This window comes from Pseudomonas massiliensis (assembly GCF_000826105.1).
In the GTDB taxonomy this organism is placed as follows: Bacteria; Pseudomonadota; Gammaproteobacteria; order Pseudomonadales; family Pseudomonadaceae; genus Aquipseudomonas; species Aquipseudomonas massiliensis.
Genome location: NZ_CCYK01000006.1, coordinates 561,069 through 573,564 on the forward strand (window position 1 = coordinate 561,069; position 12,496 = coordinate 573,564).

A 12,496-nucleotide genomic window follows, 5' to 3' on the forward strand; every position below is an offset into this window, starting at 1 on the left:
TAAGGGTGAGCGCAGCGCCGAGGAAGCGTAGCCCTGTTACCGACTATGAGGCCGACGGAACTCAGGTGCGCATGCCGCGGCCGCTGACCAGCAAGCGCGCGCAGACGAAGTACAGCACTACCGTAGCCACGGCCATGAAGGTCAGGGCGGTGCCGATCCGGATATCGGACACACCCAGGATGCCATAGCGGAACGAGTTGACCATGTGCAGCACGGGGTTGGCCAGGGAGATGGTCTGCCAGATTGGCGGGAGCAGGTTGATGGAATAGAACACCCCGCCCAGGTAAGTCAGGGGCGTCAACACGAAGGTCGGAATGATGGAGATATCGTCGAAATTACGTGCGAACACAGCGTTGACGAAGCCCAGCAGGGAGAAAATGGTCGCCGTCAACAACACCACCACCAGGGTCACGCCCAGATGATGGACCTGCAGATGGGTGAAGAACAGCGACAGCAAGGTCACGATGACGCCGACCGCCAGGCCACGGAGCACGCCGCCGAGGGTATAGCCGATAAGGATGGTGTGCGCCGATACCGGCGATACCATCAACTCTTCGATGGAACGCTGGAACTTGGCGCCGAAGAAACTGGAAACCACGTTGCCGTACGAGTTGGTGATCACCGACATCATGATCAGCCCGGGTACGATGTACTGCATGTAGCTGAAGCCACCCATGTCGCCGATCTGGCGACCGATCAGGTTACCGAAGATCACGAAATACAGGACCATGGTGATGGCCGGGGGCAACAGGGTTTGCGGCCAGATGCGCATGAAGCGCCGGATCTCGCGGTACACGATGGTCCTGAGCGCTACCAGGTTATGGGAAAACTCCGTGCTCATAGGGCCACCTTCGAAAGGTTCTTTTCAACCAGGGACACGAACAGCTCCTCCAGGCGGTTGGTTTTGTTTCGCAGGCTCAGCACCTCGATATTCCTGGCGGCCAGCTGGCCGAACAGCTCGGTGATACCGGCCTGCTTGCCTACCTGCACCTCGAGGGTGTGGGGGTCGAGCAGGCGGCACGGGTACCCGGCCAGCTCCGGCGCGCAGGCCAGGTCCTGGCGCAGGTCGAGCACGAAGGTTTCCACGTTCAGCTTGCCCAGCAGCTCGCGCATGCTGGTGTTCTCGGCGATGGTGCCGTGATCGATGATGCCGATGTTGCGGCACAACTGCTCGGCTTCCTCGAGGTAGTGAGTGGTCAGGATGATGGTGATGCCCTTGCGGTTCAGCTCCGTCAGGAACGACCACATCGAGCGGCGCAACTCGATGTCCACGCCAGCGGTGGGCTCATCGAGAATCAGCAGGCGCGGCTCGTGGATCAGTGCGCGGGCGATCATCAGGCGACGCTTCATGCCGCCGCTCAAGGACCGCGACGGCACGTCACGTTTTTCCCACAGGCCGAGCTGGGTGAGGTATTGCTCGGCGCGCGCCTTGGCGATCTTCGGAGGTATGCCGTAGTAACCGGCCTGGGTGACGACGATGTCGAAGGTCTTCTCGAACTGGTTGAAGTTGAACTCCTGAGGCACTACGCCGATGGAACGCTTCAGCCGCGCGGGGTCACGGTCCAGATCATGGCCGAACACATTCACACTGCCGCTGGTCTTGTTCACCAAGGTAGAGAGGATGCCGATGGTGGTGGATTTGCCTGCCCCATTGGGGCCGAGCAGGGCAAAGAAATCGCCTTCGGCCACATCGAGGTCGATGCCCTTGAGCGCCTGGAAACCGTTGCCGTAGGTCTTGGTTAGCTGCCGGATAGACAGTGCGGAATTGGTCACAGATTGATTACCGATAAGAAGGTGGCCGGAAACTTAAGGCTCGCCAGGGTGAAATTCAATGCTTCTCTGAGCCCGATGCTGACCAGGCCAGACGCGCGCGTACAGTCGAGGGTGTCGATAGTCACTATCAGCCCCAGGCCATTGCGCGCGCCTGGGCTGCCTAAGCACCGACCGGAAAGCAGCGGGCTAAGTTTCCCCGGCGTCTCAAGGGCACGCTATGCCCCTGTCCTACCCAGTAGGACCTGGACCGTTCAACGGATGCCGGGATTGGCGCGCCAGGCTGGGCTGTCCCGCGCCAGCGCCGAGGGGAATCGACGTCGATGACCTGCTCCGGGAGGGTTCGCCCGCGCCGATAGGCAGGTGCGTTGACCCAGGCCGGGACAATTGGCCCGGCGGCGCTTATACTGCCGCGCTTTTTCATCAGGAGAACTCCATGGCCAACCCCATCATCGAGCATCATCTGGCGCTGCTGCGCCATCTGCGCGGGATCCTCGTGGCCCTGGGCGAAGCCGAGCAAGTGCCCGAGGAAAGCCATGATCTGTTCGTCGAGCGTTTCGATGAGCTGATCGCTGCCCTGGCCGATGAAGCGCCGGAGAATTTCTATCTGGGCCAGGACCTGCTTTGCCAGGTATTTACCCGCTACCCCCAGATCGCTCACCTGGTGCCACGGGACCTGCTCTGGTTCTTCGGCGGCGACTGCTTGCACTACATGCCCGATGATGAGATCGACCTCTACCAACAGTTGGAAGAGCGTCGGCACGAAGCCGAAATGAACGGCGAGCCGTTCGATTGGACTCGGGAAAAGCAATTGCTGGCCCTGCCCGACAGCGATGCCAGGCACTGACAAGGTTGCGCCAGGGCCGTAACCAGATGGAGAGATTTCCAGTGGCCTTCCCCAGCTGACGCTGGGTCCCACGGGAATGATGCGAACCGAAGGGCGGGACCTGTGCAAGGCCTGAAGTGCATGGGAGGCAAAAACGGAAAAAGGACCCGAAGGTCCTTTCTTCTTTTGGTCCAAGCGAGTTATACACGCTCGAACCTGCAATTTGGAGCGGGAAACGAGACTCGAACTCGCGACCCCGACCTTGGCAAGGTCGTGCTCTACCAACTGAGCTATTCCCGCTTGATGGCGTCCCCTAGGGGACTCGAACCCCTGTTACCGCCGTGAAAGGGCGGTGTCCTAGGCCACTAGACGAAGGGGACAACTGCCCGAAATGACCTCGGCCATTTCAGCAACCGCGACCACGAAGGCCTCGGGTTTACTGGCACCGCCAAAGGCGAAGCCTGAGTAACTGGAGCGGGAAACGAGACTCGAACTCGCGACCCCGACCTTGGCAAGGTCGTGCTCTACCAACTGAGCTATTCCCGCTTATTGGCGTCCCCTAGGGGACTCGAACCCCTGTTACCGCCGTGAAAGGGCGGTGTCCTAGGCCACTAGACGAAGGGGACACGCTACAACATTCACTCCCTGCTGCGCTTTGCGAAGTGCTTTACGCTGCAAGTGGCGCGCATTCTAGGGGCGGTTTCCGAGGCCGTCAACCCCCTGCCAAAAATTATTGAAATCAATGGCTTTCGATCTTGAAGCGAGCGTACCGCCGTCTTGCAGGCCTCACCTGGGGCTATGCCGGCCATCGGGCCAGGGGCATAATCGGCCGCCGCCGCATTACGCGGCTCGATGGGCTGTGCTATGCCCCTGGCAAGTCAGCCACTACACTCAAGCTATTGGTACGGACGAGGTTAGCCCCGTGACACATATGATGATTGCCGCGATAGTGATAGCGGGTGTAGCCATATTGATCGCCATTGGCTTTCTGAATAACGCCGTGGAAGCCAACAAGGCAGAGAAGATCCGCCTGGGTCATGAACTCAAGGATCGTCTGCGCCGCTGCGCCGAACTCAACGAGCGCTTCCCTGGGCAGTTGACGACGCCGGAAGTGAAGATGCTCATGCATCGACTCGAGCACAATGTGGTCAAGCGCGCATTGGCGCTCAACAAGGCCAGCCCTGAACTCAAGGAACGCCTGGCCGAGCTGGAACTGGACATGGCCAAGGAAGAGGTGGAAGTCAAGAACCCTTCCACGCCTATCACCACCGAAGCCCAGGCCAAGGAAGTAAGCTTCCTGATCGAGGGCCTGCACCACCAGATCCAGCGCGCCGCTCAGGAAAACCTGTTCAAGCCAGGCGAATCTCGTCACTGGAACAACGTCATCCGCGGCTTGCTGGTAAAGTTGCATCTGGAGTTTTTCAACAACCTGGGACAGCAGGCCTTCCAGGATGGCGACCCGGGCCATGCGCGCCTGGCTTATGAGCGCGCGGTCCAGTACCTGAAAAAACAGCCGGACCCTAATCTCTATTCTGAGGAACTGGCCTACGCGCAGAAGATGGTCGCGCGAGCGGACGCGTTGGTGTTGAACAAGATCCAGGCCCACGACGATGACGTGAATGAGTTGACTGCCGGCCTGAAGGAAACCGAAGAAGAAACCGAGTGGAAGAAAAAGGCCATCTACGACTGAGATGGCCCGGCTCGTTCAAAGGTCGGTGGCGGCGAGGAATATTGCTACCAGCTGTTCGATGCCGACCTGATCTTCGGCAGTGAAGCGGCCTGTCAGCGGACTGTCCAGGTCCAGCACCCCCACCAGGCGCCCGTCCTTGACCAGAGGCACCACCAGCTCGCTGTTCGAGGCGCTGTCACAGGCGATATGGCCCGCAAAGGCGTGTACGTCCTCTACACGCTGGGTCGACCGGCTGCGCGCCGCGGCGCCACACACGCCCTTGCCGAACGGGATACGCACGCAGGCGACCTTGCCCTGGAACGGGCCTAGCACCAGCTCCTCGTTGCGGTTGAGGTAGAACCCGGCCCAGTTCAGGTCAGGCACTTCGCTGTAGAGGAATGCCGACAGCTGGGCGGCATTGGCGATGAAATCACGCTCGCCGGCCAGCAGGGCTTGCAATTGAGCGGCCAATAGAGCGTAGCCCTCCAGGCCATCGCCCGTGGCTTGCAGATCGATCATTGAGAAATCTCCAGCATTTTGAGTCCCACCCATTGGCGGGCGAATTGATAGGCGCAGCGCCCGTTGCGGTTGCCCCGCGAGGTTGCAAAGCGTACCGCCATGACCTCGAGTTCAGTATTGCGCTGCCAGTCGAGCCCGGCCTTGCGTGCCAGTTGCCCGACCCAGTGTTCCACCACATCCAGATAATGGGCCTGGCTGAAGGGGTAGAACGATAGCCACAAGCCAAACCGGTCGGACAAAGCGATCTTGTCTTCCACCGCCTCGCTGGGATGGAGCTCGCCTTCCACGTGGGTCCAGTTGTCGTTATCGCTCTGTTTCTCCGGTACCAGGTGACGCCGATTGGAGGTGGCATATAGCAGGACATTCTCAGGCGCCTGCTCCAGTGAGCCATCCAGCACGCTCTTGAGCACCCGGTAGTCCCCCTCCCCCGCCTCGAAGGACAGGTCATCGCAGAACAGCACGAAACGCTGCGGTAGCAGGCGCAATTGCTCCACTACCCGGGGCAGATCCGCCAGGTGGTCTCGCTCGATCTCGATCAGGCGCAGGCCCTGGCGATGGAAGCCAGCCAACAGGGCCCGGACCAGAGAGGACTTGCCCGTACCGCGCGCGCCCCAGAGCAAGGCATGGTTGGCAGGCAGGCCGTCGAGGAATTGCCGGGTATTGCGCTCCAGCTGCTGGCGCTGGTTGTCGATGCCGCGCAGGTCTTGCAGGTGAATGTCCAGCCGCACTTCCAGGGGCAGCAGGTAAGCGCCGTGCTGCCCCCGCTGCCAGCGGGCCGCCAGGCTGTCATTCCAGTCTATGTCCGGTACTGGTGCGGGCAACATGGGTTCGATACGCGCCAGTACGGCTTCGGCCCGTTCGAGAAATCGCTGCAATTGAGTGTCCAAAACTTCACCTCTGGCCGCGCAAGGGCTATACAGGATGCAGGATGAGCCCTTGGGGGCGTCAGGCCGCCGCGCGGCTCACTGTCTAAGCTGGGGGTGCATCATCGAGCGAAACAGCGCCAGGGCCATGGGCATCAAGTTCAACCAGCGGTTGTCGTATAAACAGGCACGACTGACCGTAGTGTTGGGCCTGATCCTGGGCACCTTGCTGAGCCTGATGCAAATTTCCCTGGATTATGCCAGCAGCCGTGACCTGCTCAAAAGCCAGATCGCCTCGCTACTGGAAATCAGCCAGAACCCCGCCTCGCGCATCGCCTACAACATTGACCGCGAGCTGGCCCTTGAGCTGACCCGCGGGTTGCTTCGCTCCGAATCCATCATCGGGGCCCGCCTGATCGACAATGAGGGCACGGTCCTGGCCGAAGTGGAGCGGCCGCGCAATGAAACCCCTCACCGATTCCTGAGCAATTTCCTGTTCGGGCGCAGCCTTGAAGTCGATATAACGCTGTTCCTCGCGCATCTTCCCGAAGAAAAGCTGGGTACCTTGAGCGTCTCCGTAGACACCGCGGCGGTTGGTGGGCGCTTCATCGAGCGGGGCGAGGTTACCTTGGTCAGCGGCTTCCTGCGCACCACTGTGTTTACCGCCATACTGCTGGTAATGTTCTATTTCATGCTTACCAAACCCTTGGTAACCGTGGTGGGCCATCTGAGTAGGGTCAGCCTGGACGTGGCCGACCCTCGCCACCTGCCCTGCCCCAAGGGGCATGAGAAAGATGAGATCGGCGTCCTGGTACATGTTGCCAATGAGCAGCTTGAGCGAACCGCCGCGGAGATCCACCAGCGCCAGGCGGCCGAGGATCGCCTCACCGCCTACCTGGACGAACTCGAGGGCGTCGTCTCGGCCCGCACCGAAGAGCTGGAGGCCAGCAACCAGCGGCTGAGCCAATCCAACCGTGAGCTGGACAAGGCCAGGCGCACTGCCCTGGACATGGCTCAGGCGCGCTCGGCGTTTCTGGCCAACATGAGCCATGAGATCCGCACGCCCCTCAACGGCCTGCTCGGCATGATCGGCCTGACCCTGGATACTCCCCTGAGCAATGAGCAGCGCCAGCAACTGACCATTGCCCATGATTCAGGCAAAGTGCTGGTTGAACTGCTGAACGATATCCTGGACCTGTCCAAGTTCGATGCTGGCCAGCTCGAGCTGGAGCAGGTGCCCTTTGACCTGGCGGCGCTGGCCGAGGAAACGGCGAGCCTGTTTTCCCAGAATGCCGCGCCGGACGTTGAGCTGACCTGCCTGGTCGAGCCCGGCTTCCCTGCCGAGGTGGTAGGCGACCCCATGCGTGTGCGCCAGATCGTCAGCAACCTGCTGTCCAACGCGCTCAAGTTCACCCGCCAGGGTCGGGTTGACTTGCGCCTGCTCAAGGTTGGCGAGCGGGTGCGCATCGAAGTGAGCGATACCGGCATCGGCATCCCCGCCGATGCCCAGAGCAAGATATTCAGGCCGTTCACCCAGGCCGGCGCCAACATCAGCCGGCAATTCGGCGGCACCGGACTGGGGTTGGCACTGACCAGCAACCTGTGCACGGCAATGCAGGGACGTCTGAGCATCAGTTCACGCTCCGGCCAAGGCAGCCGTTTCTACGCCGACCTGCCCTTGCCGGTCCACAGCGAGGCGCTTCCACCTCCGCACCTGCAAGGCAAGGTTCTGGCAGTCAGCGCGGCGCAAAGCGGATTGACGGAGCTGCTGGATCAGTACCTGTCTCGCTGGGGCCTGACCTATCAGCACCTGGAGACCATTCCCGCCGAGGGCCTACCGGTCGCCGAGCTGCTGATCACAGACTGCCCCTCCTGCCTGGAAGCACTCCGGGGCCTGACCGCGGCACCACTGGTGCTGGTCACTGCCTACGGCAACTTCCTGTCTCCGGAGCAGGCCAAGGCCCTCGCGCCTGTCCGGCAGGTGGCGCGCCCGCTGTCTCGCTCGGCGCTGGTGGACATCCTGCGCGACCATCTCAATGAGCAGGAGCCCGCAATCCCGCAGCCAGCGCCGGTGGAGGTACCTCCGGCCCGCCACGTCCGCATCCTTCTGGTGGAGGACAACCCGGTCAACCAGTTGGTAGCCAAGGGCATGCTGGGCAAGCTCGGCTGCCAGGTCGAGGTGGCCACCAATGGTGCCGAAGGTATCGCCGCTCTCGAGCGCGAGGCTTTTGACCTGGTTCTGATGGACTGCAACATGCCAGTGATGGATGGCTACGAGGCCAGCCGCCGCATCCGTGAGAGCGGGCGTTGGCCTCACTTGCCTATCATCGCGCTTACGGCCAATGCCATGCCCGAAGAGCGGGAGCGCTGCAAGGCCGCCGGCATGAGTGACTACCTCGCCAAGCCGTTCCGCCGGGAAGAGCTGATTGGCCTGATCGACCAATGGACAGCGGGCGATCCGCCGACGGCCCCACTCACCTGAATGAGGAGTCCAGTCAGCGCAGCAGGGCCTCGATGCGCTCTTCCAGCTGCTGGGGACGGGTCGTCGGCGCGAAACGCTCTACGCGCTGGCCAGAAGCATCCACCAGAAACTTGGTGAAATTCCACTTGATGCCCTGGCTTCCCAGCAGGCCAGGTGCTCGTTGCTTGAGAGCAGCGAACAAGGGATGAGCCTCTGGCCCGTTGACCCTGACCTTGGCGAACAACGGGAAACTCACCCCGAAATCCCGCTCGCAGAAATGCGCGATGTCCTGTTCTTCCCCCGGCTCCTGGCCGCCAAACTGATTGCAGGGAAAACCCAACACCACCAATCCTTGATCGCGGTACCGCCGCCAGAGGGTTTCCAGGCCCTGGTACTGGGGCGTGAACCCGCACTTGCTGGCGGTATTGACCACCAGCCAGGCTCGGGCCGGCATCTGTGCCAGGCTCGTTTCGTTACCGTCGATCCGCCTGCAGCGGATCTCCAGCAGCGAGGCAGCCATCAGATGCGCTCCCCTTCGGGCGTCACCAGCTGCAGGCATACCGAATTGATGCAATACCGCAAGCCGGTAGGCGGCGGGCCATCGGGAAATACATGCCCCAGGTGGGCGTCGCACTGGGCGCAGCGCACTTCGGTGCGAATCATGCCATGGGTAGTGTCGCGCAGCTCGACCATGGCCTGCTCGCCGATGGGTTCGTAGAAGCTGGGCCAGCCGCAGCCGGAATCGAACTTGGTCTTGGCATCGAACAGCGGGGCGTCGCAGCAGATGCAGTGGTAGATGCCCGCGGCCTTGACCGTGTTGTATTTGCCCGTGAACGGCCGCTCGGTACCGGCCAGACGGCATACCTGGTACTGCTCTGGGTCGAGCATCTCGCGCCATTGTTCAAGGGTTTTTTCGATTTTCTGCATGGCTTCACCTCGGCTACGGAAAATCGCCGGCTAGTGGCTTTTCCGTCATGGGAGTGGCACGTATGATTGCGCCATCAATCGTTGCCAGTCTGTCACCCGCGCATCGCTCGTTCAAATCCAATTTCGGCGTCTGTCGGCCGCCCTTCGGGACCTCACCATGCAGTTCAGCAAATCGAACAAGCTCGCCAATGTCTGCTATGACATTCGCGGCCCGGTACTCAAACACGCCAAGCGCCTGGAAGAGGAAGGTCACCGCATCCTCAAGCTGAACATCGGCAACCCGGCGCCGTTCGGTTTCGAAGCGCCGGAGGAAATCCTCCAGGACGTGATCCGCAACCTGCCCACTGCCCAGGGCTATAGCGATTCGAAAGGCCTTTTCAGCGCGCGCAAGGCGGTGATGCAGTACTACCAGCAAAAGCAGGTCGAAGGCGTCGGCATCGAAGACATCTACCTGGGCAACGGCGTTTCCGAGCTTATCGTCATGTCCATGCAGGCGCTGCTCAACAATGGCGACGAGGTGCTGATCCCGGCGCCGGACTACCCATTGTGGACGGCCGCGGTAAGCCTGGCTGGCGGCCATGCGGTGCACTACCTGTGCGACGAGCAGGCCAACTGGTGGCCCGACCTCGAGGACATGAAGGCCAAGATCACGCCCAATACCAAGGCCATGGTCATCATCAACCCGAACAACCCCACCGGCGCGGTGTACTCCCGGGAAGTGCTGCTGGGCATGCTGGAGTTGGCTCGCCAGCATAATCTGGTGGTGTTCTCCGACGAGATCTACGACAAGATCCTCTACGACGAAGCCGTGCATATCAGCAGCGCGGCCCTGGCGCCCGACCTGCTGTGCCTGACCTTCAACGGGCTGTCCAAGTCCTATCGAGTCGCTGGCTTCCGTTCCGGCTGGCTGGCCATTTCCGGTCCCAAGCAGCATGCCCAGAGCTATATCGAAGGCCTGGACATCCTGGCTAACATGCGCCTGTGCGCCAACGTACCGAGCCAGCACGCCATCCAGACCGCCCTGGGCGGCTACCAGAGCATCAACGACCTGGTACTGCCACCGGGGCGCCTGCTCGAACAGCGCAACCGCACCTGGGAACTGCTCAATGACATTCCCGGGGTGAGCTGTGTCAAACCCATGGGCGCGCTCTATGCCTTCCCCCGGATCGACCCGAAGGTCTGCCCGATCTACAACGACGAGAAGTTCGTGCTCGACCTGCTGCTCTCGGAAAAGCTGCTGGTCGTTCAGGGCACGGCGTTCAACTGGCCATGGCCTGACCACTTCCGCGTGGTGACCCTGCCTCGGGTAGATGACCTGGAGCAGGCCATCGGCCGAATTGGCAGCTTCCTTCGCAGCTACCGGCAGTGACCGGGCCGAGGGCCGAGCCAGCACCGCACCGAGGTGTCTGGAGCGCGGCCCGTAGCGCTAAAGTGCTGTGTCGAAGACTTCGACGCAGCACGTAGGAAACTTCTGACGACATAGTTTGAAATAGTCGCCTTGTTGAATCCCCGAGGTCGGGGCCTTATATACCCGACAACGCTTCACATCTATTCGTCAGGAGTAACTCGACACCATGATGCGCATTCTGCTGTTCGTGGCCACCAACCTTGCGGTCGTGCTGATAGCCAGCATTACCCTGAGCCTCTTTGGCTTCAACGGCTTCATGGCGGCAAACGGGGTGGACCTCAACCTCAAACAGCTGCTGATCTTCTGCGCTGTCTTCGGCTTCGCCGGCTCGCTGTTCTCGCTGTTCATTTCCAAATGGATGGCCAAGATGAGCACTGGCACCCAGATCATCACCCAACCGCGCACCCGCCATGAGCAATGGCTGTTGCAAACCGTCGAGCAGTTGTCTCGGGAAGCCGGTATCAAGATGCCCGAGGTGGGCATCTTCCCGGCCTACGAGGCCAACGCCTTCGCCACCGGCTGGAACCGCAACGACGCCCTGGTCGCCGTGAGTCAGGGCCTTCTGGAGCGATTTTCGCCGGACGAAGTGCGCGCGGTACTGGCCCATGAGATCGGCCACGTGGCCAACGGCGACATGGTCACGCTGGCGCTGGTCCAGGGCGTGGTGAACACCTTCGTGATGTTCTTCGCCCGGATCATCGGCAACTTCGTCGACAAGGTGATCTTCAAGAACGAGGAAGGCCAGGGCATGGCCTACTACATCGCGACCATCTTCGCCGAGCTGGTGCTGGGCATCCTGGCCAGCATCATCGTGATGTGGTTCTCCCGTCGTCGTGAGTTCCGGGCCGATGATGCCGGCGCACGCCTGGCCGGCACCGGCGCCATGATCAATGCCCTGCAACGCCTGCGTGCCGAACAGGGCGTACCGGTGACCATGCCGGACACCTTGCATGCCTTCGGCATCAACAGTGGCCTCAAGCATGGCCTGGCTGGCCTGTTCATGAGCCACCCGCCGCTGGAAGAGCGTATCGACGCCCTGCGCCAGCGCGGTTGAACCCGGCCAGTCGCCCAGAAGCCCCCGCACTCGCGGGGGTTTTCGTTAGCGAAGGCGGAAAGGGCCTCTGATCGGCATTGGTCGCTTCGATGATTGTCCTCAAAAAAATCGGTTGGACCAGTACGCGCCGGCTCATCGAAGATAAAGGCCTGTCCGGTTTCGAGGCCCCTCATGCTCCCTTCCTTGTTCATCTCTCATGGTTCACCCATGCTGGCGCTCGAGCCGGGCGCCAGCGGGCCTGCCCTACGCGCGCTGGCCACGTCCTTGCCGCAGCCAAGCGCCATCGTGCTGATGTCTGCCCATTGGGAAAGTGGCGACCTGGCCGTGGGGGCTCATCCGGCCCCGCCCACCTGGCACGATTTCAGCGGCTTTCCCGCCGAGCTCTACGCTCAACGCTATCCGGCGCCCGGCGCCCCTGAACTGGCGGAGGCCATCGCCAACCGCCTGGTCGAACATGGGTTACCCGCGCGACCGGACCCTCAACGTCCCCTGGACCATGGCGCCTGGGTGCCCCTGATGCTGATGTACCCGCAGGCCCGGATCCCGGTTGTGCAAATCTCGCTTCCCAGCAGCTACGGCCCCGCTTTCCAGGTCGCGGTAGGCCGGGCGCTGGGTGGCTTGCGTGACGACGGCATACTTTTGATCGGTTCCGGTAGCATCACTCATAATCTCAGAGAGCTGGATCGAACCGCTAAGGCCGAGCAAGCCACGCCTTGGGCCCTGGCCTTCAGAGACTGGATGGTGGCGCGGTTGGCCGCCGGTGACATGGACAGCCTTCTGGATTACCGAAAGCTTGCGCCCCACGCAGTGCGCAATCACCCCAGCGACGAGCACCTGCTGCCCCTGTACTTTGCCCTGGGTGCGGGCGGCGTCTTCAGCATCGCCCATCAAGGGTTCACCCTGGGTGCCTTGGGCATGGACGTGTACCGGTTCGATTGAGGTGCGAAAAAAGCGCTACCCCTGAAAACAAAAACCCCTGCTCGAGAGCAAGGGTTCTTG

12 protein-coding genes and 4 tRNA genes are annotated in these 12,496 nt (G+C 61.6%); 6 read left to right on the forward strand and 10 right to left on the reverse strand.

Going from position 1 to position 12,496, the window contains the following annotated elements:
• Nucleotides 1-61: 61 nt before the first annotated feature.
• Both BN1188_RS08565 and BN1188_RS08570 read right to left on the reverse strand, forming a co-directional pair.
• The gene (locus BN1188_RS08565; RefSeq protein ID WP_040260979.1) at nt 62-841 is read right to left on the reverse strand and encodes an ABC transporter permease; all 780 of its coding nucleotides are present in this window, start codon (nt 839-841) and stop codon (nt 62-64) included.
• The gene (locus tag BN1188_RS08570; RefSeq protein WP_040260980.1) at nt 838-1,773 is read right to left on the reverse strand and encodes an ABC transporter ATP-binding protein; all 936 of its coding nucleotides are present in this window, start codon (nt 1,771-1,773) and stop codon (nt 838-840) included. The genes BN1188_RS08565 and BN1188_RS08570 overlap by 4 nt, the downstream gene beginning before the upstream one ends.
• A gap of 433 nt (nt 1,774-2,206) precedes the next feature.
• Here BN1188_RS08570 and BN1188_RS08575 point away from each other — a divergent pair, with 433 nt between their 5' ends.
• Complete coding sequence (locus BN1188_RS08575; RefSeq protein ID WP_040260981.1) at nt 2,207-2,617, forward strand: PA2817 family protein; 411 nt, start codon at nt 2,207-2,209, stop codon at nt 2,615-2,617.
• A gap of 203 nt (nt 2,618-2,820) precedes the next feature.
• On the opposite strand, the gene BN1188_RS08580 is transcribed toward BN1188_RS08575, so the two are convergent.
• The 4 genes from BN1188_RS08580 to BN1188_RS08595 all read right to left on the reverse strand — a co-directional run bounded on the left by BN1188_RS08580 (nt 2,821) and on the right by BN1188_RS08595 (nt 3,222).
• Nucleotides 2,821-2,896, reverse strand: a tRNA-Gly gene (locus BN1188_RS08580).
• A 4-nt stretch (nt 2,897-2,900) separates the two neighbouring features.
• A tRNA-Glu gene (locus BN1188_RS08585) sits at nt 2,901-2,976 on the reverse strand.
• A gap of 90 nt (nt 2,977-3,066) precedes the next feature.
• A tRNA-Gly gene (locus BN1188_RS08590) sits at nt 3,067-3,142 on the reverse strand.
• Between the two features lie 4 nt (nt 3,143-3,146).
• Nucleotides 3,147-3,222 (reverse strand) — tRNA-Glu (locus BN1188_RS08595).
• A 296-nt stretch (nt 3,223-3,518) separates the two neighbouring features.
• Between BN1188_RS08595 and BN1188_RS08600 the strand changes: the two genes are divergently transcribed.
• Entirely contained in the window at nt 3,519-4,286 is a 768-nt protein-coding gene (locus BN1188_RS08600) for a hypothetical protein (RefSeq protein WP_040260982.1), read from the forward strand.
• Nucleotides 4,287-4,301: 15 nt separating this feature from the next.
• On the opposite strand, the gene BN1188_RS08605 is transcribed toward BN1188_RS08600, so the two are convergent.
• The gene (locus tag BN1188_RS08605; RefSeq protein ID WP_040260983.1) at nt 4,302-4,784 is read right to left on the reverse strand and encodes a GAF domain-containing protein; all 483 of its coding nucleotides are present in this window, start codon (nt 4,782-4,784) and stop codon (nt 4,302-4,304) included.
• On the reverse strand, nt 4,781-5,671 hold the full coding sequence (locus BN1188_RS08610) for an ATP-binding protein (RefSeq protein ID WP_040260984.1): 891 nt from the start codon (nt 5,669-5,671) through the stop codon (nt 4,781-4,783). The genes BN1188_RS08605 and BN1188_RS08610 overlap by 4 nt, the downstream gene beginning before the upstream one ends.
• 124 nt (nt 5,672-5,795) lie before the next feature.
• Here BN1188_RS08610 and BN1188_RS08615 point away from each other — a divergent pair, with 124 nt between their 5' ends.
• Nucleotides 5,796-8,129 (forward strand): response regulator, encoded by a 2,334-nt coding sequence (locus tag BN1188_RS08615; RefSeq protein WP_040260985.1) that lies wholly within the window; start codon nt 5,796-5,798, stop codon nt 8,127-8,129.
• A gap of 13 nt (nt 8,130-8,142) precedes the next feature.
• On the opposite strand, the gene BN1188_RS08620 is transcribed toward BN1188_RS08615, so the two are convergent.
• Nucleotides 8,143-8,628 carry a glutathione peroxidase gene (locus BN1188_RS08620; RefSeq protein WP_040260986.1) on the reverse strand — a complete coding sequence of 162 codons (486 nt, stop codon included), beginning with the start codon at nt 8,626-8,628 and terminating at the stop codon, nt 8,143-8,145.
• Nucleotides 8,628-9,035, reverse strand: coding sequence for a peptide-methionine (R)-S-oxide reductase MsrB (msrB, locus tag BN1188_RS08625; protein ID WP_040260987.1), 408 nt, complete (start codon nt 9,033-9,035; stop codon nt 8,628-8,630). Before msrB ends, BN1188_RS08620 begins: the two co-directional genes overlap by 1 nt.
• A gap of 157 nt (nt 9,036-9,192) precedes the next feature.
• Here msrB and BN1188_RS08630 point away from each other — a divergent pair, with 157 nt between their 5' ends.
• From BN1188_RS08630 to BN1188_RS08640, 3 genes are all read left to right on the forward strand, one after another.
• The gene (locus tag BN1188_RS08630) at nt 9,193-10,404 is read left to right on the forward strand and encodes a pyridoxal phosphate-dependent aminotransferase (protein ID WP_040260988.1); all 1,212 of its coding nucleotides are present in this window, start codon (nt 9,193-9,195) and stop codon (nt 10,402-10,404) included.
• Nucleotides 10,405-10,609: 205 nt separating this feature from the next.
• A complete protein-coding gene (gene htpX / locus BN1188_RS08635; RefSeq protein ID WP_040260989.1) occupies nt 10,610-11,497 on the forward strand; it encodes a protease HtpX in 888 nt (295 codons plus the stop codon).
• 171 nt (nt 11,498-11,668) lie between these two features.
• Nucleotides 11,669-12,436 (forward strand): DODA-type extradiol aromatic ring-opening family dioxygenase, encoded by a 768-nt coding sequence (locus BN1188_RS08640; protein ID WP_040260990.1) that lies wholly within the window; start codon nt 11,669-11,671, stop codon nt 12,434-12,436.
• The last annotated feature ends 60 nt before the right edge of the window (nt 12,437-12,496 follow it).

What these genes read in the sequence shown, in the direction of transcription:
- BN1188_RS08630 (WP_040260988.1), top strand. Translation starts at nt 9,193, where the DNA reads ATGCAGTTCAGCAAATCGAACAAGCTCGCCAATGTCTGCTATGACATT.
- BN1188_RS08605 (WP_040260983.1), bottom strand. Translation starts at nt 4,784, where the DNA reads ATGATCGATCTGCAAGCCACGGGCGATGGCCTGGAGGGCTACGCTCTA.
- msrB (WP_040260987.1), bottom strand. Translation starts at nt 9,035, where the DNA reads ATGCAGAAAATCGAAAAAACCCTTGAACAATGGCGCGAGATGCTCGAC.
- BN1188_RS08620 (WP_040260986.1), bottom strand. Translation starts at nt 8,628, where the DNA reads ATGGCTGCCTCGCTGCTGGAGATCCGCTGCAGGCGGATCGACGGTAAC.
- htpX (WP_040260989.1), top strand. Translation starts at nt 10,610, where the DNA reads ATGATGCGCATTCTGCTGTTCGTGGCCACCAACCTTGCGGTCGTGCTG.
- BN1188_RS08565 (WP_040260979.1), bottom strand. Translation starts at nt 841, where the DNA reads ATGAGCACGGAGTTTTCCCATAACCTGGTAGCGCTCAGGACCATCGTG.
- BN1188_RS08615 (WP_040260985.1), top strand. Translation starts at nt 5,796, where the DNA reads ATGGGCATCAAGTTCAACCAGCGGTTGTCGTATAAACAGGCACGACTG.
- BN1188_RS08640 (WP_040260990.1), top strand. Translation starts at nt 11,669, where the DNA reads ATGCTCCCTTCCTTGTTCATCTCTCATGGTTCACCCATGCTGGCGCTC.
- BN1188_RS08575 (WP_040260981.1), top strand. Translation starts at nt 2,207, where the DNA reads ATGGCCAACCCCATCATCGAGCATCATCTGGCGCTGCTGCGCCATCTG.